The sequence below is a fragment of the Laspinema sp. D2d genome (assembly GCF_025370755.1).
GTDB lineage: Bacteria > Cyanobacteriota > Cyanobacteriia > Cyanobacteriales > Laspinemataceae > Laspinema.
In genome coordinates, this window is the sequence record NZ_JAMXFC010000002.1 from 213,394 (window position 1) to 239,659 (window position 26,266).

At 47.4% G+C, this 26,266-nt stretch carries 20 protein-coding genes; 3 read left to right on the top strand and 17 right to left on the bottom strand.

Features of this window, described 5'->3' with window-relative positions; all coding sequences use genetic code 11:
• Positions 1-317: 317 nt before the first annotated feature.
• Positions 318-1,700, bottom strand: coding sequence for a tRNA uridine-5-carboxymethylaminomethyl(34) synthesis GTPase MnmE (gene mnmE, locus NG796_RS02360; RefSeq protein ID WP_261204307.1), 1,383 nt, complete (start codon positions 1,698-1,700; stop codon positions 318-320).
• Positions 1,701-1,873: 173 nt separating this feature from the next.
• On the opposite strand from mnmE, the gene NG796_RS02365 reads away from it, so the two are divergent.
• Positions 1,874-2,443, top strand: a complete 570-nt coding sequence (locus NG796_RS02365) for a DUF2062 domain-containing protein (RefSeq protein WP_261204308.1) — start codon at positions 1,874-1,876, stop codon at positions 2,441-2,443.
• Positions 2,444-2,536: 93 nt separating this feature from the next.
• Here the strand turns inward: NG796_RS02365 and NG796_RS02370 are convergent, their stop codons facing one another.
• From NG796_RS02370 to petH, 8 genes are all read right to left on the bottom strand, one after another.
• Complete coding sequence (locus NG796_RS02370) at positions 2,537-3,073, bottom strand: Uma2 family endonuclease (protein WP_261204309.1); 537 nt, start codon at positions 3,071-3,073, stop codon at positions 2,537-2,539.
• A gap of 63 nt (positions 3,074-3,136) precedes the next feature.
• Positions 3,137-4,765: a trypsin-like peptidase domain-containing protein gene (locus NG796_RS02375; protein WP_261204310.1), complete on the bottom strand. Its 1,629-nt coding sequence runs from the start codon at positions 4,763-4,765 to the stop codon at positions 3,137-3,139.
• 11 nt (positions 4,766-4,776) lie between these two features.
• A complete protein-coding gene (locus NG796_RS02380; protein WP_261204311.1) occupies positions 4,777-6,564 on the bottom strand; it encodes an S-layer homology domain-containing protein in 1,788 nt (595 codons plus the stop codon).
• A gap of 366 nt (positions 6,565-6,930) precedes the next feature.
• Positions 6,931-7,701 carry a class I SAM-dependent methyltransferase gene (locus tag NG796_RS02385; RefSeq protein WP_261204312.1) on the bottom strand — a complete coding sequence of 257 codons (771 nt, stop codon included), beginning with the start codon at positions 7,699-7,701 and terminating at the stop codon, positions 6,931-6,933.
• Between the two features lie 285 nt (positions 7,702-7,986).
• Positions 7,987-9,303 (bottom strand): homoserine dehydrogenase, encoded by a 1,317-nt coding sequence (locus NG796_RS02390; RefSeq protein WP_261204313.1) that lies wholly within the window; start codon positions 9,301-9,303, stop codon positions 7,987-7,989.
• 315 nt (positions 9,304-9,618) lie between these two features.
• Positions 9,619-9,855, bottom strand: a complete 237-nt coding sequence (locus NG796_RS02395; protein ID WP_261204314.1) for a type II toxin-antitoxin system Phd/YefM family antitoxin — start codon at positions 9,853-9,855, stop codon at positions 9,619-9,621.
• A gap of 64 nt (positions 9,856-9,919) precedes the next feature.
• A complete protein-coding gene (locus NG796_RS02400; protein WP_261204315.1) occupies positions 9,920-10,642 on the bottom strand; it encodes a Uma2 family endonuclease in 723 nt (240 codons plus the stop codon).
• A gap of 204 nt (positions 10,643-10,846) precedes the next feature.
• The gene (petH, locus tag NG796_RS02405) at positions 10,847-12,067 is read right to left on the bottom strand and encodes a ferredoxin--NADP reductase (RefSeq protein WP_261204316.1); all 1,221 of its coding nucleotides are present in this window, start codon (positions 12,065-12,067) and stop codon (positions 10,847-10,849) included.
• 609 nt (positions 12,068-12,676) lie between these two features.
• Between petH and NG796_RS02410 the strand changes: the two genes are divergently transcribed.
• Entirely contained in the window at positions 12,677-13,681 is a 1,005-nt protein-coding gene (locus tag NG796_RS02410; RefSeq protein ID WP_261204317.1) for a phosphoribulokinase, read from the top strand.
• A gap of 143 nt (positions 13,682-13,824) precedes the next feature.
• Here NG796_RS02410 and NG796_RS02415 read toward each other — a convergent pair whose 3' ends face one another.
• The 8 genes from NG796_RS02415 to NG796_RS02450 all read right to left on the bottom strand — a co-directional run bounded on the left by NG796_RS02415 (position 13,825) and on the right by NG796_RS02450 (position 25,753).
• Positions 13,825-14,502, bottom strand: coding sequence for a class I SAM-dependent methyltransferase (locus NG796_RS02415; RefSeq protein ID WP_261204318.1), 678 nt, complete (start codon positions 14,500-14,502; stop codon positions 13,825-13,827).
• Between the two features lie 332 nt (positions 14,503-14,834).
• Positions 14,835-16,712, bottom strand: coding sequence for an AAA family ATPase (locus tag NG796_RS02420; protein ID WP_261204319.1), 1,878 nt, complete (start codon positions 16,710-16,712; stop codon positions 14,835-14,837).
• A gap of 713 nt (positions 16,713-17,425) precedes the next feature.
• Entirely contained in the window at positions 17,426-19,327 is a 1,902-nt protein-coding gene (locus NG796_RS02425; protein WP_261204320.1) for an ArsA family ATPase, read from the bottom strand.
• A gap of 74 nt (positions 19,328-19,401) precedes the next feature.
• Complete coding sequence (locus tag NG796_RS02430; protein ID WP_261204321.1) at positions 19,402-22,674, bottom strand: LamG domain-containing protein; 3,273 nt, start codon at positions 22,672-22,674, stop codon at positions 19,402-19,404.
• A gap of 224 nt (positions 22,675-22,898) precedes the next feature.
• On the bottom strand, positions 22,899-23,837 hold the full coding sequence (gvpN, locus tag NG796_RS02435; protein ID WP_261204322.1) for a gas vesicle protein GvpN: 939 nt from the start codon (positions 23,835-23,837) through the stop codon (positions 22,899-22,901).
• A 30-nt stretch (positions 23,838-23,867) separates the two neighbouring features.
• The gene (locus NG796_RS02440) at positions 23,868-24,236 is read right to left on the bottom strand and encodes a hypothetical protein (RefSeq protein ID WP_261204323.1); all 369 of its coding nucleotides are present in this window, start codon (positions 24,234-24,236) and stop codon (positions 23,868-23,870) included.
• A gap of 186 nt (positions 24,237-24,422) precedes the next feature.
• On the bottom strand, positions 24,423-24,641 hold the full coding sequence (gene gvpA / locus NG796_RS02445; RefSeq protein WP_254567340.1) for a gas vesicle structural protein GvpA: 219 nt from the start codon (positions 24,639-24,641) through the stop codon (positions 24,423-24,425).
• Between the two features lie 980 nt (positions 24,642-25,621).
• The gene (locus NG796_RS02450) at positions 25,622-25,753 is read right to left on the bottom strand and encodes a hypothetical protein (protein WP_261204324.1); all 132 of its coding nucleotides are present in this window, start codon (positions 25,751-25,753) and stop codon (positions 25,622-25,624) included.
• Positions 25,754-25,842: 89 nt separating this feature from the next.
• Between NG796_RS02450 and NG796_RS02455 the strand changes: the two genes are divergently transcribed.
• Entirely contained in the window at positions 25,843-26,235 is a 393-nt protein-coding gene (locus NG796_RS02455) for a gas vesicle protein (protein ID WP_411268785.1), read from the top strand.
• The last annotated feature ends 31 nt before the right edge of the window (positions 26,236-26,266 follow it).

Sequence of the window (26,266 nt, forward strand, 5' to 3'; positions counted from 1 at the left end):
GTGATAGTTCTAAAGTAAAACTTTTAGTAAAAAAGAAGGAGAATTATTATAACTTATAAATATAGAGGAGATTCGCGAATCTCCTCTACATTAGACTTCTTGCAAAATTCTTTAAAGCCCCCAGCAAATAAACATTTATTCCTCTGACTTCCCCCTTCTTAAGGGGGACGGGAGGGGGATCTAAGGGGGGTTGGGGGGAACAATCCGGATTTTTGCAAAAGGTCTATTATTTACGGTTTAAATTTAAAGATGTTAGCCCGTGCCCCCTGGTTTTGTCCGCTTTCCTCCCCACCCGATCGAGTGTGGGCCGCTCTAATTTATTTACCAATGCAAAACCGACTAAAAATTCGGTCTAAAACGGATTCGGTCACTTCTTCTCCGGTGATTTCTCCTAATGCTTGAATTGCCCCACGAAGGTCGATGGTCCAAAAATCTAGGGGTAACTGTTGGTCAATGGTGATTTTGACTTGTTCTAAAGCAGTTTGAGCGCGGGTTAAGGCAGCGGCTTGGCGTTGATTAATAGCAAAATCCAGATTTTCCGCTTGTAAATTTCCCGCATTAACGGCGTTTAAGATGGCGGTTTCTAAGGCTTCAATGCCTTGGTGATGGGCGGCAGAAGTTGTAACAGTTTCACGGATATTTTCTAGGGAAGGTAAGGGGGGAATCTGTTCAACTAAATCAATTTTATTGAAGATGACGACAATCGGTTTATGTTTGACTTGTTGATAAATCTCCTGTTCTTCCGCAGTCCAACCGGCTTGGGCATCGAGGGTTAATAAGACTAAATCGGCAGATTGGGCAGCCTGTCGCGATCGCTCAACGCCGATTTTTTCTACCGTATCTTCGGTGGCGCGAATGCCTGCGGTATCGAGGACCTGGACGGGAATTCCTTGAACAACTAACTGGGATTCGACAACATCTCGGGTAGTCCCCGGGAGGTTTGTCACAATGGCCCGATCGCTACGACTCCAAGCATTCAATAAACTGGATTTCCCCACATTCGGACGCCCGACAATGGCAACTTTTAATCCCATTCTTAACAGTTGTCCTTGATTGGCAGTCCCTAAAATTCTTTCGACTTCTTTAATAATTTCTTGAATCGATTGAATGATTTCCGGTTCATTCAAAGGAGGTAAATCTTCTTCAAAATCAATGCGGGCTTCAATTTCTGCCAGAATATCTAAACATTGAGTGCGTAATTGTCGGATGGGATGGGCTAATTTCCCTTGCAATCCTGCTAAAGCGGCTTGAGAAGCAGCAGGAGATTGGGCACCGACTAAATCTGCCACACTTTCAGCTTGAGTTAAGTCTAATCGTCCATTTAAAAATGCCCGGAGGGTAAATTCTCCCGGTTGTGCTAATCTAGCCCCGAGTTCTAAACAGAGTTGTAAGACTTGTTGAACGGGAATGATGCCCCCATGACAATGGAATTCGACCACATCCTCTCGGGTGAAGGACCGGGGGGATTTCATCAGCAACAAGAGGGCTTCATCGACGATTTGCTGAGTTTTGGGGTGACAAATTGTCCCGTAGAGGATCCGGTGGGTTTCCCAGGGTTGGGATCCGGGTGTATGAAAGAGGGTTTGGGCGATCGCCAGTGCCTGGGATCCCGACAGGCGGACAATCCCGATACTCCCTTGCTGTGGGACAATCGCCGTGGCGATCGCCGCTATTGTCTCCCGTTGCGTCACCCGATCCATGATTTCCCACCTTATGACTACTGCTTTATTATCCCTTGCGATCGCCAATCTCCTCCCTAGGATGGGGAAATTAGGCTAAAATATCCGTCATAATCTCCAGTTAAAGACTCACTTATAAAACTTTCAGGGGGCAATCACATTGCACAACTCAGTCTGTTATTCTAAGGAAAACAATGTTACATAAACACCCGTTGCCGATTCACTCCCGGAGGACCCAAATCAAGCGCTTTCCTTCTGTTTCTCTGTTCTCTAAACACAAACGTACCCGGAGTCGATGGCATCGCTTCTGGCGTTACTACTCTTGGCGTTTAGTCCGGCAAAAGGGGAGTCCCGAATTCTTGGCTAGAGGATTGGCCGCCGGGGTATTTGCGGGGTTGTTTCCTTTATTTGGACTACAAACGATTATTGGAGTTGCCCTAGCGATTCTATTTCGTGGGAATAAATGGATGGCGGCTGCTGGAACTTGGGTCAGCAATCCGTTAACTTACGGACCCATATTTTGGCTGAATTTTCAAGTGGGACAATGGCTGCTCAAATCTCATGAAGTGTTTGATATGGAACGCCTAAAGTCTACGAAAGCCTTACTCGAAGTCGGGGCAGACTTTCTACTGACTCTCTTTGTTGGCTGTGTGGTGATGGCGACTTTGAGTGCATTTTTAAGCTACTTTATCGGGATTAAGTTGATTCGCCGTTGGCGGACTCTTCACCGGAGTTGGCGTCGCCGACACCATTCTATCCGCTAACCTTGATGCTATTATGCTATTCTATCTTAAATTGGGTGCGTCAATTACAGAAATTAGGTTGATATTTTTTCACGATTTAGAGTGTTCAGCAGCTTACCAAACATCATCATAAAGGGTTTTCATATCAATTAACAGATTAAGGCTAGTTACCTGAATTTTGTCTTCGGCCTGATAACTATATAACTCCCATCGTCCCCGTTCATTACGTCGGAAACACTCTACACTGGGGCGAGTTTGACTGATAATTAAATACTCCTTTAACGTCTCAATTTGACGATAATCTGCAAATTTATCCCCTCGGTCAAATGCTTCGGTCACATCGGATAGCACTTCTACAATTAAACAGGGATAGCGAATAAAAGAGTCAGTTAACGGAGAGTCACGAGGGTCGCAAGTTACGGTCAAGTCGGGATAATAAAAAACATCTACGGCATCAATTCTAAGTTTGATATCTTGCACAAAGGCATGACATTTTGTTCCTCGAATCTGCTTTCTGAGGACGGTTGCCAAGTTCAAGGTAATCATGTTATGAGCGGGGGTAGATGGTGACATCCCATAGACTTTTCCCCGAATATATTCACGACGAATGGGGCTGATTTCTTCTCCTGTGAAATACTCTTCCGGAGTCATCTCAATCTCCCTGGGGTTAAAAGAAACGGAGGGAAGTGCTTAAGCGAGAATTACTGGATTTTGTCATTGTGGAACTTGCCAAATTCGCAAGGTATCTCCGCCTAAAATCAAGGTGCGATCGCCACTGAATGCCAAGGATTTTGCCGATCCATCCAAGGTCCGCAGCAAGGTTCCATCCGCAAGATTCCAAATTTTAGTCCCATCTTCACTCGTAGAGACGATCGCCCTTCCATCGGGAGTAAAGGCTAAATCATACACATAGCATAAATCACAATGGGCCACAATTGTGCGCTGGCGAATACCCCGTTCCCGGTTCCAGAGTCGAATCTCGCGATAGGTTCCCCCGGCAACGGTTTGACCATCGGGACTGATGGCAACGGATTCGACGATAAATCCGGATTCTCCCGCTTGTAGGGTATGCACTAAGTTCCCATTCTGCAAGTTCCACACTTTGACGGTATTATCCAAATGACCACTGACTAATGTGCGACTATCCGGACTGATGGCGATCGCATTCGCCTCTCCAGACCCTTCCAAAGTCAAAACCAAGCGTCCCGTGTTGAGATCCCAGAGTTCAATCCCTTGATTACTCGCGGTGATTAACGTTTGTCCATTGGAACTAATCCCCAGGGAGTTGATAGGATTGGAGAGATTGGGACGCGATCGCGTGATGGTATTGGCAATTTGTCCGGTTCGCAAATTCCAAAGGATCACCTGACCCTTTTGATCCCCACTGACTAAAATCTGTTTATTGGGACTAATCGCTAGGGAATTCACCTCACTATTATGTCCCGTCAAGGTCGCGTTCAACTGACTCGACTGCCAATCCCATAACTGAATCTGATTGTATCCGCCATCAGTTGCCAAGAGACTGCCATCGGGACTTAAGGCGATCGCCCGGGGTTTGCTTCCCGGTTGGATGATATTAGATACAATAAAACCCCGCCATCCTAAATTTAACCCCACCGTCGGCGCTAATCGCACAAAATTACTCACCGCAATGGCCGAACTTACCGCAGGAGACTGGGTATTAAACCGACCCTGAATCCCAATCAACCGTCCCCATCGGTCCACCACCGGACCGCCACTCACAGAGGATTGCAAGGCACTATTATACAGCAAGTCGTATCCATTCGAGAGATTCGTTCCTGCCGTAGATACTAAATTTCCCGCCGCGAACAGGGTCGTTTGGGGTTGAGTGGCAACCGTGAGATAAATTTGCGAGTCAGAGGGTTCGGCCAACTGCGCTACGGGATAAGTTTCCGAACTGGTAAACTGTAAGACAGCCAAATCTACCAGAGGCAGCAGGATGACCCCCTGGGGATTAATCTGATAGCGTCGGCCATTGCTGGTCACTACTTCATAGGGACCCGACCCAGAAACCACCGTCTTCGTCGTCAGAACTGTATAAACAGTCCCCTGACGATTGACGATCGCCCCCGAACCCGAGGTCGGACCGGCGATAAACACTGTCATATCCTTGGCGATCGCCGTCACTTCCGCGATCGCCAGAGGCGGATTGAACAGGGGAGAATCCGACGCCAACGCCTGCAAAGACTGCGGCGAACCTATCTCCCAAAAAGGAACCGAAGCAAATCCCCCAGCAACGATCGCCGTTCCCGCCATCATTCCTGCTGTCCATCGTCCTAACACACCCCAAATCCGTGAAAATTTGTGCAATCCGTGGTTCATTCTTTCTTCCCTTAAGGCATCCGCCAAATTTTGATATCCCAACCTCCACCGACCAACGTTTGACCATCGGGAGTTAAGGCGATCGCCGCTGCTGCCGTTGGGAAAAAGTGCAATAACGCCCCGGTCCTCACATCCCAAACCCGAATCGCATTGATATCCCCTTCTTGAACGGTTCCCACCAAAGTTTCCCCATTATTACTAAAGGCAACTTCAAAAAAGCTGGCCTCGGGATTGCGGGCGATCGTGCGCAGTAAATCTCCATTGGCGATATTCCACAGACGAATCGTTCCCTCTCCACCTGTTGCCAAAGTCTGACCATTGGGACTAAAAGCGAGGGTTCGGACGGCCTTAATATCCGCAGAAATAGTCCGAATTAACTCGCCAGTTTGTAAATTCCAGACTCGAACCAGTCCATCCTCACTACTGCTGGCGGCCATGCGACCATCGGAACTCACAGCTACATCTAACATAGCCGTTTGCCGATCGTCCAGAGTTCGCAGAACCACGCCGGTATTCAAATCCCAAAGTTTTACTGTGCGATCGCGACTGCTGCTGATGGCGGTATTCCCATCGGGGGCGATCGCCAATCCCGTCACTTCGCTGGTATGTCCCGTGAGGGTTTGAGTTAGGGTCCCAGTTCGGATATCCCAAATCTTAATTTCTCCATCGCCACCGCCACTAATCGCCCGTTGTCCATTGGGGGCGATCGCCAAGGCCCCAACTCTGCCGCGATGTCCCTCTAAGGTCCGAATCCGGTCCCCAGTTCTCAGGTCCCAGAGATTAATCGGGGCCAAATCCGCCCCGCGATGTCCACTTGCCATGATAAATCCTTGACCATCAATCGCAAGTTCGATGGCATCCATTGAGGCGGAAATTGACTCACATTGACGGGTTCCGTTCGTATCGGTGACGCATTGTTCTACCTGGGAATCTGGGGTGATTCCCGTAGGTTGGAAGTTCAAAACATTGGTCAAAACAGCAGTTTGCCACCGTTGATTTCCAGCAGCGATCGCCGTGGGAGAGGTTGGAGGCATTGCGGTTGGTGTTTCTACGGGTGGTGTTTCTACAGTTGGTGTTTCTACAGTTGGTGTTTCTGCGGTTGGTGTTTCTGCGGTTGGTGTTTCTACAGGTGGTGTTTCTGCGGTGGAGATCGCATCCGGTGACGCTACATACTGTTGAGGGACCAAAGCAATAGCATCAATATCCTCCTGGACTTGACAAATCATCGATGCCAACTCACCCCGGGAGATGGGTTCTGTGGGGTTTAAAGTCCGAGGATCGGGATAATTGACAACCAAACGGTTTTGAATCCCTGCGGCGATCGCCTCTCGGGCATATTCTGGAATCTGTTCCCAATCCGCCAGAGATGCCTCAATCGTCTCTAACCCATTCTCCGGCGATTTGTAACGCAAACCTGTCGTTAACAAGGCGATCGCCTGCCAACGGGGAATCACCTGAGTCGGGTTAAACGTGCGTCCAGAATAAGGAGAAATAAACCCACTGCGGTAAGCATCCTGGATAATTTCCCGCCCCCAATAATCCGTCGGAATATCAATAAATTCAACGGGATCCCGAACAGGTTCAACCGTCGGGAACGCTTTGCGAACCACCGAGGCAAACTCCACGCGCTGAATTGGGTCCTCCGGGAGAAATGTCTCTGAGGAAAACACGGAAAGGATCTCCCGTTGCGCCAGGGTTTCAATACAAGTCCGCGCCCAATGGTTCGTAATATCCGTATAAGTAGATTGAGCATCTGCCGATTCCATCATGCCCACCGGCAGGATCAACCCGAATACCACCCTGAACACCCACATTGGAGCCCGAGGGCGTAACCGTGGAGTGACAGACGTCTCCCCAAGGGCCACACCCAGTCCCCGAAAAAGTCTTGGTCCCTGGAATTTCTGCCAACCCTTCATCACCTAAACTCCTATCACCGTAACAAATAGAATAGAGTGTACTAGCCGAGTCTCGTCTGTGCGATCGCAACGATTTTAGTGAATTGTAGAGGAAAAACCGTCCGGCCCCCACTCCTCCCTCCAAAATCCATAGTCATAACTAGGAATCACGGATTTAGGATTGATTCCCGATCAACCGCGACCCCTACTATCCCGGATTGTGCCCAAGGGGAGGATTTCCCCGGTCCCACTTCTTCCCCCTACCCCAAACTAAGATTTACTCATCAACAGGATATCTTGAACACTTAAAAACTCTTCTCGTCCACACCAAGACCCATAATAAATGGGTGAATTCACGCTGAATCCAAGGCGATCGGCTAATTCCAGAAAAAACCGTTCTTCGTAAGCAACGGCTGACTCGGGAAATGTTTTATCGGCGAGTCGATAGGTTTCAAAAACTTCTTTCAACTCCAGGGTACTCCGACCCGCTTCCAAGCCAGATAATGAGTCTTCATTTAATAAAAAAGCGGTAACTAACGCCCGTCCTCCTGGTTTGAGAACTCGATAAATTTCTTGTAAATAGTTGTCAATTCCATCGGGCAAAATATGAGTAAAAACCGAAGTTAGAAAGACAAAATCAAAGCAGTTTTCCGAATAAGGGAAACGATAAGTATTTGCTTGTGCTGTTCCGGTGGGATTATAATATTGATTGTACAAATCCGCCCGTTGAAACTGAAAATTTGGATAGAGGGGAGAAATCACAGATTGACACCAGGTGACTCCGGATTCAACAATATCAAATCCTTCATAACTGCCGCGATCGCTCAAATACTGGGTCAGAGGAACCGCCATCCGACCCACCCCGCACCCCACATCGAGCACCGCTTCATCCGGCTGTAAACCCGCTAATTCTACAAAATAGCGAAAAAATTCCGTCCCGATCGCTTTAAAACTTCCCCCCACAGATAACCGCAATTCCTTGGGCGGAAGTAACTCATCGGGAATGATAATTTCTGGAACAGAGGATGGAGAATTTAACATACTATTTAAGGGTGAAAAAATCAGGGTAATAGGTTTCGGTTGGATTGTTTTACCAAACCAATCCAGATTGATTAAACCACAGCTTCAGGCATGGGTTAACCCTGAGATATTGCCCCCGTCGGAACACCTATCTGGGGGTTTAACGACATCCGATTATTGCTCATTCAAAAAGTTGCAAAATATCAATCATCTCCCCGTTCGTAGTAACCCTCTCAGGTTTTTTTTAAGATGAGTCAATCAAGGAGTCACTACGAACATTAGGGAGATTTTATTTTTGGAAGTTCCCTAAAGAACGCGCAACAGACTCGGAATAGAAACGATCGCCTCCAGATTGCGAATTTCCGCTAAGGCATGATTAAAATTGCCTTCTTTCACATCATGGGTAACCACCACAATTTCTGCCTGATTTTCACGCATCCCAATTTGTACCACGGATTCGAGACTGACACCATTTCTACCAAAAATTGTCCCCAATTCCCCGATCACCCCGGGACTATCCTGAGTCAAAAACCGGGCATAAAAGCGCGTTACCACATCGTCCATTGGGGCGATCGCACAGTAATGTTGATGAGAACAGCTTAATAACGGATGAGGTATCGGTTCCGTTTCCGTTTTCAATACTGCCGCCACATTTAAAATATCCGCCACCACCGCGCTTGCTGTGGGACCTGCACCCGCCCCTCGTCCATAAAACATCACCTGTCCGATCGGGTCCCCTTCCACAAAAATTGCGTTATAAACCCCATTCACATTCGCCAAGGGATGTTGTTTTGGGACCAATGTCGGATGCACTCTCAACTGTAAGCGATCTTCAATCTCGCGGTTAGGTTGAGGGATAGCACCTTCTTCTCGCTTGGCGATCGCCAGTAACTTAATCACAAACCCCAGTTTTTCAGCATAAGCGATATCTTCTGCACTCACCTGACGAATCCCTTCCGCGTAAACTTGTTCACGCTTGATTCGTCCCCCAAATGCCAAAGATGCCAGAATCGCGATTTTATCAGCAGCATCCAATCCATCCACATCCGCTGTGGGGTCCGCTTCCGCATAACCCAATTTTTGAGCATCCGCGAGTACCGCCTCAAAATCCGCCCCTTCCAGTTGCATCCGGGTGAGAATGTAGTTGGTAGTGCCATTAACAATCCCCATCACCCCTTGGATGCGGTTGCTTCCTAAAGACTGCTTCAAGGGTTGAATGACCGGGATCCCGCCTCCTACTGCCGCCTCTAACATCACATAGACGCCCTTTTCATTCGCTGCGGTGAAGATTTCCGCGCCATGTAGGGCGATCGCCGCCTTGTTTGCCGTGACAACGTGCTTGCCACCCGCGATCGCCTTCAACATCAGCGATCGCGCCGGTTCCAACCCACCAATTAACTCCACCACAATATCAATCTCAGGATCCGTGACGATTGACTCTAAATCCGTGGTTAAAATATCCGCAGGAAGCTCTATATCCCGGGGTTTATCCAGCGATCGCACCCCCACCCGTGCAATTTCCAACTCCTGCAACAACGGATGACGTCCTGCGGAGTCAAGCAAGATCTGCGCTGTTCCCGCGCCCACCGTTCCCAATCCCAGTAAACCAATTTTGAAAGTCACAATTCTAATCCATAACCGACTAACTTACCATTTTTACAGGGATTTGGCGCTCAAGTTGCCCGAATCCCTCCGAAAAATTGGCGATCGGTCCCGTTAAACACCCATCCGGGATAAAACCCCAAACCTCAACCCTTCAGTTCGTAGTAACGACTTCAGTCGTTTCTTCCCCATCCAACGCCCCTCTCCCCAGTCCATCAAGTTCGTAGTAACGACTTCAGTCGTTTCTTCCCCATGCAATTCCCCCTCTCCCCAGTTCACCCATACCGTAGCAGAACTTAGAAAAAACCTGCATAGAGCCAAACTACCACAGGAGTATCAAGGTAGATTAAAATTAATCTCCTGCACCCAATTGATATCAATCAGAGTATCAGGATCGCCTAAAATAACATGGGGACGATGTAGCAATTTATCTAATTTATCTAACGGTTCTACGGGAATGATGCGAAGCCGTTTCCCTCCGCGTTCAATCTCCAGAGGTATCCCGGTTCTTAAAATTTCGTCGAGCAAATTGTCAAGATTCCCGCTTAATTCTTGGGGGGTAATACTTTTCATTTTTCTCCTCAACAATTTTTGGTATTTATTTTCTTGTAAAACAGCGTCCCAAACCTAACTCCGCCTAAACTGCATCCGGATCTATCCCCATGTCTCGCAAGCGTTGGGCAAGGCGATCGGCCCGTTGACGTTCCTCTTCAGCGCGTTGTTCTAGCTGTTTTCGTTCCGCTTGTTCTTCGCGGATTAAATCAATCACCATCGGAGGAGAAAATACGCGATTTACAGGTAAAATAAAGTCAGGAAACTGCACCGAATGAAGATCCTGCCCCGGCAAAAATTCTAAATCTTCGTAACCTTTGTCATTGTTGGGGTTAAAACAAACTTGAATTTTTGACTTATTCGGGTCTACAATCCAATACTCTGGAATATTGACAAGCGCATATTCTGCCCGTTTACGGATATAATCTTCACGCCAATTATCACTCGTGACTTCTACAACAATCACGGGTTTTTCATCAAAATTAAAGGCCCCCGCACCTTTTCGTTTACAAATTCGTTCCGCAAGTTCGACAGAACAAACTAACACATCAGGAACTCTAGAGGTATTATCTTCCGTGCGGACTCCAGTAACCTCCATTGCCACTAAGGGTAAATCATGAGTCACAAAATAACGCTGAAATTGGGCGGTTAAAAAATTGCAAATTCGGGTGTGCAATCCTGTAGGTGTCGGCATTTCAATTAGTTGACCCCGGTAGAGCTCATAAATAACATCGGGTTTCCCCTGATAGTACAAATATTCTTCAAAAGTCAAAGTCGGGGTAGAAATATCAGTTTTGAGTTGTGTCATATCCCGGTTCCCCCTCAATTTATTATTCCTAATTATAACGCCAATTTCATCAGCCGTTTGTCATCATCCTCCCCATCTCCCCCATCTCCCCCATCCTCCCCATCCTCCCCAAACAAGAAGGGGAGGCCCATAAAAGACCTCCCCCTCATGCAGAGATGAAGTTGGAACTAAGCCGCGATCGCCTCGTAAACCTTATTAGGTTTCCTAGTAGGTTTCAACGTGCCAGCGATGTTCTTTTTTGAGTTGTTTCTGATAGTCAAACCAGTCCACCCCTTGTTTAGAGGTCACCGCAGACATCCCTTCATCAATACCGCCTTCCATACCTTTCAAACCGCAAATGTAGGTATGAGCATTCGGTTTTTGCAGCAGGTTCCAGATTTCTTCGGCGTTTTCCGCAATCCGGTCTTGGATGTACATCTTACCGCCTTGCGCATTCTCTTGTTCCCGGCTGATGGCGTAGGTCAAGCGGAAGTTATCCGGGAACTCAGCTTGTAACTTTTCTAACTCTTCTTTGTACAGAATGTTGGCACTGTAGGGAATACCGAAGAACAACCAAGCCAAACCTTTGAACTTGTAGTCTTCATGTTGTTCCTTGAACATCCGCCATAAGAAAGCCCGGAAGGGAGCAATCCCGGTCCCGGTTGCCATCATGATGACAGTGGCTTCTTCATCGTCAGGGAGCAACATTTCTTTCCCAACTGGACCCGTGATGGCGACATCATCTCCGGGCTTCAAATGGCACAGGAAAGATGAGCAAACACCCTTAACGGTTTCGTTAGTTTCTGGATGCTTGTAAACTAATTCCCGGACGCACAGAGAGACGGTTTTATCATCTTCATGGTCGCCATGACGAGTCGAAGCGATGGAATACAAACGCAGTTTATGAGGTTTGCCTTTTTGGTCTTCTCCTGGAGGAATAATCCCGATACTTTGACCCTCTAAATACCGTAAATCGCCAGCGGAAAGGTCGAAAGTCAAGTGTTGAACGATCCCGCTACCGCCTTCTTGGACCAGGGGTTCATTGCTGAGACACTTACCAATATAGGGATCTTTGGGCTTGTAGATATTAACAGGAATATCGTCGGTTTTTGCCTTTTTCGCCTTGGTTTCAGTCATTGGCTTGCTGGGTTGAGCTTCCTTATGGGTCTGCTCTTGACTGACAGTGGGAGTCGTGTGACCATTGCTCGTCCCTTCTTCGCCCAGAGGACGAATGCTGACAATTTGTCCCCCCATCCGCGTGATCCGGCGCATTTCTTGGTTCATCCGGTTGTACGGTACCGTAATAAAGGTACTGCCACTCCGACGAATGGGGTTAGTGGTCGCATCACTCTCGTCAGTTTGGCGCAGACCCACTACTTCATATACGAAAAAGCGGTTCCCAGATTCTGTATTCACTGTAACGCCTGCGGCGCTGGGATTGTACATAATGTTAATGGCTCCAAATCAAACTACTGTTTTTCGGCAAGGGGTTGAGAGGTTTCTACCGCTGACTCTGAAAGCCAGTTGCCGATCGCAGAGTTTTGCGATCGCCCTCTCTCCTCCCGTTGTCCGGTCATGATTATCCCTTTATCCTGGCGATGAAGGGATCTTTAAAAAGACTATTACTAGATTACAGCCCGATGTCCCCGTACTGACCTCCTGCCCGAGAAAGCCAGGTTTCATGCTGTTATTGACGGAACGGAACCCGGATCAGGTGTGATCCCCTCGAAGAGGGGATCACGGTGATGACCCAAGCCCCTGAATGCCCCTAGTCTGAAGAGAAGAACCTCAAGGGGCTTGATCCCAGGACCCAAACTCAGGGGCGTCCCAGGGCTAAAACTCGGAGAAAAAAACTTTTGACAATTCTCCAAAAGCATGAGATATAAGGCTTATGGCAAATTCTGATCCCCGATCGCACCCGGTTCCGGGCAAGGAGGATTGACTCAATTGAGTAAAGTTACACGCTGTATGTCAAGATAGAATCAATTTTATTGTCTTTTAATACGCAATAAACCGTAGCATAGGTACAAAGAGCAAGATCGATAGAGGGAATCTATGACCAGTAAGCCGGATAGCGTGGTTCTAATTGGTGTTGCCGGAGACTCCGGATGCGGCAAATCGACATTCCTGCACCGACTAAAAGACCTATTTGGAGAAGAACTGATGACGGTCATCTGCTTGGATGACTATCACAGTTTAGACCGCAAACAGCGGAAAGAGCATGGGGTCACAGCGCTTGACCCGAGAGCGAATAACTTTGACTTGATGTATGAACAAGTAAAAGCGCTAAAGAACGGTCAGGCGGTTAACAAGCCCATCTATAACCACGAAACTGGCATGATCGATCCACCTGAACGGGTGGAACCGAATCACATTATCGTGATTGAGGGCCTGCATCCCATTTATGATGAGCGGGTTCGCTCCCTGCTTGATTTCAGCGTCTACCTCGATATCAGTGATGAGGTCAAGATTGCCTGGAAAATTCAACGGGATATGGCCGAACGCGGTCACCGTTATGAAGATGTTCTTGCATCCATTAACTCCCGTCGTCCTGACTTTAGCGCCTATATTGAACCGCAAAAAGCTCATGCTGATGTGGTCATCCGGGTGTTACCGACGAACTTAATCCCTGATGACAAAGAACGGAAGGTTCTGCGGGTGCAGATGATCCAACGGTACGGGGTGCATGGCATGGATCCTGTTTATCTGTTTGATGAGGGTTCCACGATTAATTGGACGCCTTGTGGACGTAAACTCACCTGTTCCTACCCAGGGATCAAAATGGCCTATGGACCGGATGCTTTTGAGGGTCATGAAGTCTCGATTTTAGAAGTAGACGGTCAGTTTGAGAATTTAGAGGAGATGATCTATATCGAAAGTCACCTCAGTAATACCTCTACTAAGTTTTACGGTGAGTTGACCGAACTGTTATTGCAGCACCCCACCTATCCGGGTTCTAACAATGGCACCGGTTTGTTCCAAGTGCTCACGGGTCTGAAGATGCGGGCCGCTTACGAGCGCTTAACGTCGAAGGAAGCAAAAATAGCAGCAAAGGTGTAAGAGTTGCTCATTTGAAATTTCAGCTCATTGATCCACGCGAGAGGCTAATCCTAGCTTCTCGCGTTTTTTTTGGGAAGTTAGTAGGGTGGCAGTAAGCGCCGCAATCCATCGGGTTGATGCGTAAGTCCTGAGTAAAAAGGGACTCATTGCGATCGCCGATATTCTACCCGCAGTTGTTTAATCGTATTATCCACGTCAAAAAATTCGTGACGCTGGATTTCTACTAATCCCCAGTGCGAAAATTCCGCGAGTTCTGCATCGGATAGGGGCCAGGGCGGACCCTGGGTTTCGCTGTCGTTGTCGCGATGGCGGGTAATAATCAGCAGGGTTCCTCCTGGGGCCACTAAAGCGGCGATCGCCTCGATGACTTGCGATCGCACGTTGAGGGGTAAGGCTTGAATATTCCGACAGTCTTCCACTAACTCAAACTGTCCCCGCCATGCTGGATCTAAGTTAAAAAAGTCCCCAACGCAGTAATTTACCGAGGAATCGGGAAATCGTTGGTGACACCAGGCGATCGCCGTGGGGGAAATATCAAAGGCTGTCACCTCAAATCCTCGGGCAGCTAAGGTTTCTGCATCATCCCCTAATCCGCATCCCGTCACGAGTGCAGAACTACCCTCTGGAGAAATAGGGCGATCGGTCAACCAACTTTCTAGGACCGGATGGGGGGTCAATTTGGCCCAAGGCACTTGTGCCGCATCCCCTTGGGCTTCGGCATATAAAATATCAAACCATGCGGATGGGTTCGATGGGTCCCGGGATTGATTCGCTAATTTTTGGACTTTTTCCCGTAGGGTTTGAGGTTGTTTTTCAAACATGAAGCTGGTTTTTTAAATGTGAATTGAGGAGGCACTCTGGGGCGACTTCTCAGAAGGAATTTTAAGTTTATTATCCCTCAAGGGGAGATGGGGAGGATGGGGAGGATGGGGGAGATGGGGAGGATGGGGAGGATGGGGGAGATGGGGAGGATGGGGGAGATAGGGAGGATGGGGATTAAAATTCTCAACAACGGCGAGGATTTTAACCCACGCCGGTTGTTACAATTAGTGCAAGAATGCCGCTAGTAACGACTTCAGCCGTTTCTCCCCCATCTCCCCAATCCTCCCCATCTCCCCCATCTCCCCCATCTCCCCATCTCCCGATATCCCAACTAAGCCGATCGCTGTTGGGTCAAAACCTCGTAAGCGTAGGCAAAATCTTCGGTGGTAATCCGAATTTGGGCAGGATCGCTCATGTCTAGGGCGCGATAGCGACGGATGGCTTCGACTGCGGCGCGATCGCCGAGTAAGGCTAAATCTGCTCCATTCCAACCTTCCGTAACCGTTGCCCAGTGGGACAAATCCACCTCGGATAAGGGACGTTCCTGATTGTGGACTTGCAAAATTCCTAGGCGGCTATCTACATTGGGTAAATCTACCATCAGTTGCAAGTCGAAACGTCCTGCCCGCAGGAGGGCTGAATCCATTGCCTCGGGACGATTTGTCGCTCCAATCACCAGAATATTCGCCCCAGTTGCCAAGCCGTCTAGTTCTACGAGTAATTGTCCAACCACGCGATCGCTGACGCCAGAATCGCCGGTATGTTGACCTCGGGCAGGGGCTAAGGTATCGATTTCATCAATAAACACTACACAGGGCGAGGCTTGGCGGGCTTTGGTAAATAATTCCCGAACCGCTTGTTCACTGGCCCCTACCCATTTGCTGAGTAGTTCGGGTCCATTGATACAGATAAAATTCGCTTTGGCTTGGGAAGCAACCGCTTTTGCTAACAGGGTTTTACCTGTTCCTGGAGGACCCCAAAGCAGAATTCCCTTGGGCGATCGCGCTTTGGTTTGTAAATATAATTCCCGATTAATTAGCGCCCCTTCTACCGCTTCTCGCAGGGTCTGTTTAATCATCTCCAATCCGCCAATTTCATCCCATGAAACATCAGGAGATTGCACTTCCACAGACCGCAAAACGGCAGGTTTGACGGCTTTGAGGGCTTCTAAAAAATCCCCCTGCTGAACTGTCATAGTCTCGGGAATATCTCCCTCAATAGAAGGCACTTGACGACGGAGGGCAGTATAGGCGGCTTTTTGACAAACGGCTTTCAAATCTGCTCCCACAAATCCGGTAGCTAATTCGGCGATTTCAGCTAACTGCACCGTATCATCTAAGGGCATTGCGCCGGTGAGAATTTCTAATATTTCCAACCGTCCAGCACAGTCGGGAACTCGAAAGTGCACTTCGCGATCGAACCGTCCCGGACGACGTAAGGCCGGATCAAGGGCATCCGGTCGATTGGTGGCCGCTAGGACAATCACCCCTTGAGTTTGCGCAAATCCATCCATTAACCCCAACAATTGGGCGACTAGGCGCTTTTCTACTTCCCCTTCAACTTGAGAGCGATCGGGGGCTAAACTATCAATTTCATCAATAAAAATAATACAAGGCGCACTTTTCACCGCTTGGTCAAAAATAGCCCGCAGTTTTTGCTCCGCTTCGCCGTAATATTTGCTAATTACTTCCGGCCCAACTAAATCAATATAATTAACACCCAGTTCTGAAGCTAAAGCACGAGCCGTTAAAGTTTTTCCCGTTCCCGGAGGTCCAACTAACAACACCCCTCGGGTCGGTTCTAATCCAATTTTTTCTAATAAGTCGGGACGTTTTAAAGGCATCCCAATCAGTTCTTTCAGTTCGTTTAAAACGTCTCGAAGTCCGCCAATATCTTTCATCGAAGAACCCGATTTTTGGGGCTTCGATACCCCAGGAGTCGGGGAGGTAAAATTGGACCCGCCACCCGTGGAACGAGGACCCGTGGAACGAGGAGGAGAGGCTTGACGAAAAGGACTGGTATCCACGGAAACCCCACCCGTCGAAACTCCTACGTTCCCAGTCCGGGGAATCGCCCCAGTACGGGGTATGCTACTAATCGGACGAGTACGGAACTGCATATCGGCTTTGAGTTCTCCAGCTTCTATTTTCTCTTCCAAGGCTTTTGCCAGTTCTAATAACTGCTCAAACCCTTTAAATAAATCGTTCATGAATCCCTCTCCCTAATGATTAACAATCCAGTTCTTGACCCGATTATTGAGATGTAAAATGCAGGAATTAACCGCACTTTGCTCTACCCTAAGATATGGAGAAAGCCCCGGAATTGTTTAAGGGAGGTTACCTAACAATCTAACGATTTATCCCTTAAATAGTCTTCCTCCAAAGGCTGATTTTATAGGGTATGGGTCCCTATATCCCAAGGTGTAGAGTCGTTTAGACTAAATCTTAACATTTTTTGAAACCCCACCCCCTCGTATCATGACTCCGCCGTGATCCGCCCTCTCTGCCGCTTAAGCGCCTGTTTAAGTGTTATACAAACTGCCCTTCCGGTCCCCTCCCCTTGGCAAGGGGAGGGTTAGGGTGAGGTTCTCTTGACTTTCAAAGCCAAGTCAAGAGGAATGAGTAGATAGAGGGTCTTCTGTGAGATAATGATCGCCACTGATCCGAAGAAATTAGGTGGGACCGACCTCTATACAGACGCTTAAACCGTTAAGGATGCGTGAGGTGGCGGTAAGCGGAGCTATCCCGTAGGGAATCGCCCAAGAAGAACCCCACCCTAACCCTCCCCTTGGCAAGGGGAGGGGACCGGAAGTACAAACCCTACTCTATACACGTTTCCCTTGTATCCTGGCCCTGCCGTGATACGCACTCTCTGCGGCTTAAGCACCTGTTTATATTTTATTCAAGCCTATCCCATCCCAAATTAAAACAATAAATCAGCAGCCCCTTGAATCCGCTCTAAAGCTGACACCGAACGCGGCAAAACTGGCAAACGAATTACCATTTGTGCCGGAAATAACCCGCCATCAATTTCACACCCTGGGCGATACCGATTATGAACTACATACCGTTGAGGCACTTCCATATTTCGCAATGACTCGGTTAAGCGCACCTGTTCCGACAGAATCGCCGCTTGTGCTTGAATCACCCCAATAAATTCCGTATGTTGGGCATCTTTTAACTGCTTCTGTGCTTTAACAACTTGTTGTCGCAACGTCCGCAATCGGCCCATAAATTCTACGCGCCCTAACACATTTTGATATTGAATCCACAATTTAAAAATCCAAGCCAGCCAATCCGATAAAGCCGAAGGCATTTCTAAAAACCGCAATAAATGACCCGTGGGAGCCGTGTCTAAAATAATTAAATCTTGTTTGTTTTGGTTTAATAAATCAAATACTTCAATTAAGGAAAGCATCTCATCAATTCCTGGTAACGCTTGGGCGACCAGCATTCGCCATGCTTCAGGCGTATAAGCAATTTTGATACTTCCAGGATTAGGACCTTCTCCACTCATCATTTCCGCTAATTCCCAGAGGTAGTTCTCTCTAAATTGTTCGAGTATGACCTCGGCATCAATTTCTTGACCGCTTAAATTATCGGTAATTTGCCTCGGTTTATGTCCCAAATTTTGACCAAAAGCATCTCCTAATGAATGCGCCGGATCGATAGAAATGACTCGAATTTTTTTATCCGGATAGCGATGCGCCAATCCCCAGCCTAATGCAGCGGCAACGGTGGTTTTTCCCACGCCTCCTTTCCCTCCAACTAAAATTAATTGGCGACCTTCTGCGATAAAATCCGGGAAGCTTGGAGGGACTTTTTCCGGCCAGTTTATGATCGCCTTGGGAGCCAATTGCACCTGTTCTAGGGCTTGCAATTGCGGAATCAGGGCATCTAGGGCCGCTGCACCTAGGGGTTCCTTGGTTTGTTGCGGGAGGATGAAAACCGGGTGATGACCGGGGAGGTTGAGGAATTTTTCGAGGAGGTGTTGTTGTTCACTATAGCGGTCTAAATCTGGTTCGGGGTTTAGGGCAATTTGATTAATGAATAATCCGCTACAAGGAATTAATAATTCTTCTAAGCTAGTAATAAATCGCCCCGTTTCTAATAAACTCATCGGTTCTGCGATCGCCACCACTAAGCAAGCAGTAAACCTATCATCTTGCAGCAAAGTTCTCCCTTCATTTAAGTCTGCTTTCAAGTCAAGCAAAAATTCATCGACTTCATCGGGGGTATAGGTTCCTCTAAACGTTTTAGAGATGGCGCGATGTTTTTCTTGGAAGAGTTCCAAGGAATTTAGCACGACATCTAAGAAATCTTTAATGCCTAATAAATTTAAAGTATGACCGGAGGGGGCCATATCTACAACAATTCTATCTACAACTTTCTCCGTGAGCAATCGTTGAATTTCCAGCAATCCCATGATTTCATCTAATCCGGGCCAGTCTAAATCCCATACTGGAGTTAAATCTTCTCCCTCAACAAAACTGCCCCGTTCTACTAATAATTCTAAGAATTTACCATATTTAGCTTTAAATTCTCCCAAGAGTTCTTTGGCATCGAGCGATCGCACGCTTAAATTGGGCAAGTCCGGTAATGCTGTGGCGGCAGTGGTTACCGGAAGCTGCAACACATCCCCTAAAGAATGAGCGGGATCGGTGGAGATTAATAAAATAGAGTCTTGGGGAAATAATTGAGCCCAATTGCGGGCAAAAGCACAAGCGAGGGTAGTTTTTCCAACTCCCCCTTTGCCACTGAATAAAGCAAGGTGAAGGGAGTTATATTGGGTAATCGACGTGAATTTTTGATCCGTTATCTTCATTGAGATTTCTCCCCTGCCAGTTTCTTAATCTGCATCTGATTATCCCATTGTTCAAGCATCCGCGATCGGCTATGTTACCGAATCGGGATTTCCATCTGTTCCCATGTCGCACCGAGAATCCGTCCGCGATCGCCCACCCAATCCCCACTCCCTTCATTTAAGGGATAATAGGCAGTTAATCCCAGTTCATTCCCCTGCAATCGGTGGGTGAAATCTCGGTGAATTTCTGCCTCAGTTCGCGCCACGTTCCAGAGTCTCACCTCAGCAATTTGACCGGCAAAAAAGCCATCCCGGTTTGCAAAAACTTGGGATTTGCCTAAGCAATAGTCTCCGGGAGTCTGTTCTAATTGTTCGGGTGCAGGTTGGGTGGCAAACCATTCGCCATTGCGGTAAACGTGATAGAGACTTCCCGCTTTCACCCAAGTGATATGAACCCAGCGATCGCCGGTTTCAAAGAAGTTAAGCAAGACATGGGTATTAGGGGTTTTCTCACCTAACCCGAGGGAGTGATACTGCAAGGCGCGATCGCAAGGACATAACGCGAGTCCCAGTTGATCCGCCTCTTTTCCCCCCTTACTGAAAATCCCATGCCACCGTTCATCGTTTAAGGTTGCCGGTTTAACCCACAGGGACAAGGTAAAAGTGCGATTTATGGCCCCAAGTTCGGGCAGGATAACGGCATCATCCTCTCCATCAAAGGTGAGTACCGATGACATAAAGTGAGGTAGGGGTGATTCCGGTTCTGGGAGGGCGATCGCCACTTCCTCAATCTGCCATGTCGCACCCCGAATTTTTCCGGGATGGGGTGGATTAGCGATATCTTGAACCCATGTCCCTTCTCCTTCATTTAACGGCCAATAATAGCGCAATCCAGGCTCTTCTCCCGTGACACCCTCCTGCAAATGCTGCTGAATTTGTTCCTCGCTGAGTGCGACACTCCAGACTTGAATATCTGCCATTTGCCCCCGAAAGTGCGAAACCGAATTTCCGATTCCCAACTTGCCAAACCAATAGCTGGTATTATCAGTATAGAAGCGTTCTGGTGCAACTTGGGTAGCAAATAATGTCCCATTGCGATAAAACCGATACTCGGTTCCGGCTTTTACCCAAGTGAGATGCACCCAGTCTCCTTCACACCCAGAAAAGAAGTTTAACAAAGGTGCCGCGTGACGCTGGTTGGGGGAAGAGGAATCTGAGGTATGATAGTATAAAGTTTGTTGGTACTCAATCCCCCATAGTTCCGGTTTAAAAGCGGAGGGCCACCAGCGTTTTCCCATGATGCCATAGGGAGTAGGGCCAGCGATCGCCGGTTGCAACCACAGAGAAATCGTAAAGGTGGTATCATTCTCGAAAGGGTCGTCCACTTCGATATAGTTTGTCTCCCTCGCAAAGCATAACACAGGCCGTAATCCCTCATTTAGGGAATTATCACCCTTTCTAGGGGGGTTGCCTTGTCCCCAGGTGGCCCCGATCATGTTCCCTCGGTTAGCACATTTTGCCCCATCAGAGGCGATCGCGCCATTGCCGTCATTGAACGCCCAGTAATGGGATAATCCCGGTTCCTCGCCGGTTAAAAGACGGTGTAAATCATGGCGAATTTCTGCGGCAGTTCGGGCGACTTTCCAGACTCTCACATCACGAATTGCCCCAGCAAACCCATTTTCCCCCATTCCAATCAGTGCTTGGGATTGACCCAAGTAAAACCGATCCGGTGCCGCTTGGATGGCATATAACTCGCCATTACGATAAAACTGATATTCTGTTCCTGCTTTCACCCAGGCAATATGTACCCAGCGATCGGCATTTTCAAAGAATCCGTCGAGGGTATCATGATATCGACAAGTTCCCGCCGCATCAAAGGAATCGTAATACAATCCCCCTTTCGGGGCAATTCCCAATTCCAGGGGAGGTAAATGCTCTCCAGAATCATTGCTGAACACCCCACACCACCCCTGATCCATCAATGAGGGTTTAACCCACAGAGAGAGGGTAAAGGTCCGGTTATTTTTAAAGGGATTTTTAACTTCTACACTGCTATTAATCCCATTAAACATTAAAGCGGACTGGAAGGATTTCGCAGAAGGTACAACCTCTGGTTCTGGTTCTTCCAGAGTAAGAGATATTTCCAATACTTCGGGCGGTTCTTCTATCTTTTCCTCCCCCCTCACTGGAAGAGTGTCTTCTAATAAAACATCCGGTTCGATGTCAGTTATCTCTTCCTTCCCGATTTCTTCTTCAATCCTTGGAGGATTTTCTTCTAATAAAACATCCAGTTCCAGTTCAGTATTCTGCTCATTCGAGATTTCCTCTTCTTCAATGCCTGGGGGAGTTTCTTCTAATAAAACATCCGGTTCGGTGTCAGTTATTTCCTCATCCCAGATTTCTTCTTCTTCAATCCTTGGGGGAGTTTCTTCTAATAAAACATCCGGTTCACTGTCAGTTATTTCCTCCTGCCCGATTTCTTCTTCAATCCCTGGGGGAGTTTCTTCTAATAAAACATCCGGTTCGGTGTCCGTTATTTCCTCCTGCCAGATTTTTTCTTCTTCAATCCCTGGGGGAGTTTCTTCTAATAAAACATCCGGTTCAGTGTCAGTTATCTCCTCCTGCCCGATTTCTTCTTCAATCCCTGGGGGAGTTTCTTCTAATAAAACATCCGGTTCGGTGTGGGTTTCTGGAGGAATTGGGGAAAGTTCTACTCCCGAGGAAAGAGAGGGAACAATGGATGGGGTTAGAGTTTGGCGATCGCCGCTTAAATCCTGACTTGATAGAGTGGCAATATCCGCAGAAACTAACGGACTATTCCAGACTCTAATTTGTGTAATCCGTCCTTGAAAAAAACAAGGACTCGCGCCACTTTGTTCCGTGGCCCCGGCCCCCACTCGCAGGGAATTACGCTTATTCGGATGAAAGAGAATTGCGGACCGTTGGGCCACTACACTCCCATCAATATAGAAGAAAAGTGTTTGCGACGCCTCATTATAACTTGCCGCTAAATGTGTCCAGATCCCTTTTGAAGCTCTGGGTCCAGTCAGGATCACCCAAGGCGCATCCGGTTGGCCGCTACCTACCCAAAACTGCCAATTTCCTGCGGGATTCACACAAAAAAGATAGCCCCGCCTTCCCTCTTGAGCAGAACTACAAACCGAGGTTAAAATTGCTCGATAACCGATTCCTCCTTGATAGTCTACCCACAGTTCTACTGTAAACTGAGGGGGATTAAAATCTCCCGAATAAGGAATTTCAATCCAATCGCTACTCCCATTAAATAAGGGAATTTCTGGATAAGAATAGCCCAGATTAATTTCTCTAACGGTGGGTGGAACAGCAACAGAGTTATTGAAAATCATTGGAGGGGATTCGTAGCTGCTAATTGAGCGATCGCCATTCAGGTTAAACTTGACGGGTGATATTATTCCCGAGGATATCGATACAGTTTGAGATTGAGTTTCAAAGGATAAAAAACGGGGTTTCTGGCCGAGAGTGGTTAAGAATAAGCAAAAATCTTCTCAAGAAACCCGGGTTCTAACCAATTCTGTACCTACCGCCCCTAGAAAGCTAGAGTTTAGCTAAACTAACCTAATTTACCATGAGTTAAAACCTCCCCAGGGGCGGGACGTTTGTCTGCCGCCATGATTTCTTTAAACAGTTGCGCCAGAATAGTAAGACCCTCTCCATGAGGAATTTTAGCCCGCGAGAGCAAAATATCTCCACAAATTTCTCGAAAGTCGGAACTGCTGGGCAAGACGGGAATATTATTTTGGTGACAGACTGTGGCAACAATTAAACAAGCGCGTAAACCCGAGGATTTTTCATGGGTGGTACTCCGTTCTCGAAAGGTCTTGACCAAATGCACAATCATTGCCGCATCCCCTCGGGTTAATCCTGATTTTTGAACGACGATCTCTTGCTGAGTGAGTTCATCGGGTTCAGGAATATCAAGGGTAATCAACCGATCCATTAAGGCATCCTGAGTTTCATGGACTCCGCAATATTCCTCGGGATTGGAGGTGAAAATCACGCGAAACTGGGGATGAGCACGAATATATTCCGGTTGTTGTGCACTGGTGGGCAGCACTAACAGTTTTTCTTCTAAAACTGATAGCAACACATTATTCACTTCGGGACGCGATCGATTAAATTCGTCATAAATCAGGGTAAATCCCTCGCGACAGGCAGTGGTTAACCGCGCATCGGCCCAGGATTGACGATATTCATCTTCGACTTTAATCACGTTGTGAATAAAGTTATCAACCACTTTTTTGCGGTTGTATCCCCGTTGGTTACCAATCAAGTCTGATGATTTGTATTCATCATCGCCAAACATTAAAACAATTGGACGTTCTAACAGATTAGCTAGATGAATGGCTAAGGTGGTTTTACCCGTTCCTGCGGGACCACGCAGGTGAACGGAAAATCCCGCATGGAGATAGCGCAAAGCGCGTTTGGTCAGACGATGAATGGCTGGTGTATCAACAAAATTCTGGGAAGTGGCTTGTAAAACTGTGGTCACAAATAACCTCTTTGCATCACGTCCGTTGAGTTAGCGCTTAGGGGGATTCAAGGAAACCGCACTGGGTTTGGGACGGGGTTTCATGGGGGTAGGCGCTGTCCCCCAAACATACGCTTGCAGGTTGGTTACATAGGCAGTTCGTTGCTGTTTTTCAGCAGCCCACATTTGTTCCTGTTGCGATCGCGTTTCCTCTCGAAAAGCGGCAACATCGGCTTTTAAGTTGGCATAAAAGTCCTGTAAAAACTCGCTCATTTCCACCGCCATTTCTGCTCGTTTTGCGGCAATTTCTTCTAATTGGATTTGAGTCTCATAGCGCTGTTCTAAAACCTGTTGTTGCCGCACTAAAAGTTCTGCTTGACGTTGCGCCCTAGCAGCATTCCATTGTTCTCGCAAAGACACGACTTTTCCTCCCGATATAATCCCACCTAAATCCTGGGCAAAATTTTAAAGACATTGCCGAGTCTGACTTTCCCTTCCGGGTCAATTTTCCCTTTTTCATGGATGGGAAATACCTGCTGCTGCTTTTCTTCGCAGGCAGCAGGTTAGATCTCCGGGCGATCGCTATTTTCAATCCACTATCATGGATTAAGCCGCAGGTACAGCAGCTTGGGAAGTCAGCCCTACCGCTTCCGCATATTTCAAATAGGTTTCCACCGAAGCGATAACAATTCTAGCTTCGATCGCCAGCAGTTCGATTCCCACCAGGGATACCCGTACCCATAAATCGATCACGACTCCTTTATCTAAAATGCGATCGATGACTTCGGCTAGACTGGACGATGAGTTGACTTTTTCAACTGCCATGATGATTGCTCCAGAGCGTAAATAAAGACTTGAACTTGCCCACCCCTTGATTCAGGTGGATTAATAACTGGATTGAGTCCATTTAACATAAAAATATTGACTTTTTATGTCAGCGATGGTTCTCTCCCCCCTCCTGCTGCCCCCTTCAAGACGCAACATTTAAAGGGACCCCTCCTACTCCGGTTTAACCCCTAAAATTTAGAGGAAGAACAGGGTTTGTTCGCCTTGATATTTTATCTGCACAAGTCGAACTGAAACAACAGTCCCTCCCTTGATGTTTCCGGTGTTTTGCCGTTATGCTGAAATCCACCCCCTTCTAACTCATGACCCCCAAAGATAGATTTTAAGCAGATTTAGTTAAGTAATTTCCCTGAGTTTTATCCGGGCGCTCTGGGTGTTTTTTTCAGGGCTATCCTTAAGAGGCGATCGCAAAATCTTCTCCTCAGTTTGCCGCGAGTTCCACACCCTGATTCGATGGGGGATTTGTTAAGGAAATCTACTTGTTGTTATCGTACCTCACTCGGCAACCTCAATTATCAAGAAAATTACAAATTTAACAAAACTTTAAAGAGAGATTTTTAGGGGTCTGGGGGTTTTGGAGGGGCTAGAAATTCTCTCTAAGTCTTTTTCTCTATCCCAGGGTTTATTTTTAAATCATGTTTGGGGATTTTTGTCAAGAGAGGTCAATTAACAGGGTGCGGATGTTCAAAATGACTGAATTTCTTACGCAGTGATGGTGGGAGTGACTGAAGTCGTTACTACCAACCCCAAAAATTGCAATATTTCTTTAGAAATATTTATGAAACTATATAAGCGGTGTAACCCCTTTTGATTTATAATACTTAGACCTGTAACCATTACCAGTCAGGTCAAAAGAAAATTTAACAAAAGATAGGAAGGATGCAGCCGTTTAAAGGGAATTGGCGTGTTAGAATATCTAAATAAAGTGGGGTCACTTTAAACCCTAAAAAAACTGAGGTTTAGGTGGGCGATCGCAGGTTAAACCGGGAAAAATAACAGAGGATATTCATTCGGTCTGATTGTTCTGATAGATTGGATGCTAGGGCGATCGCAATCAATTCCCTCCTGAGAATTGCCTTAGATTGGACCAAATCTTTTAGGACGGACTGAGTACAACTAACTCCAGTCCAAACTGATTAAATCCCTTTACTGAGTTAAATCCATCGTGTCTTCTAACCCGATACAGCCTTCAAGTGCTAAATCCAACTCCAATCGAACCATTGCCACTTCGACCCAAGGCTCGACTTTAGCAGATATCCTCGAACGAGTCTTAGATAAAGGAATTGTCATTGCCGGGGATATTTCAATTTCGGTTGCTACAACCGAGCTACTTCATATCCGGATTCGCTTACTGATTGCCTCCGTCGATAAAGCCAGAGAAATGGGAATCAACTGGTGGGAAAATGACCCTTATTTGAGTAGTAAAAACCAAGATTTAATCGAAGAAAACCGCCAATTGCACGATCGCCTACAAGTCTTAGAAGCCGAAATGCGATCGCTCAAAGCCCTCACCAGCAGTCCCCCCATTCCTGAACCCAACCCCGAACCCCGGGGAAGCATTGGAGAGATTTAAACCCGGTCAAACCCTTAAGAAAACCGCAACC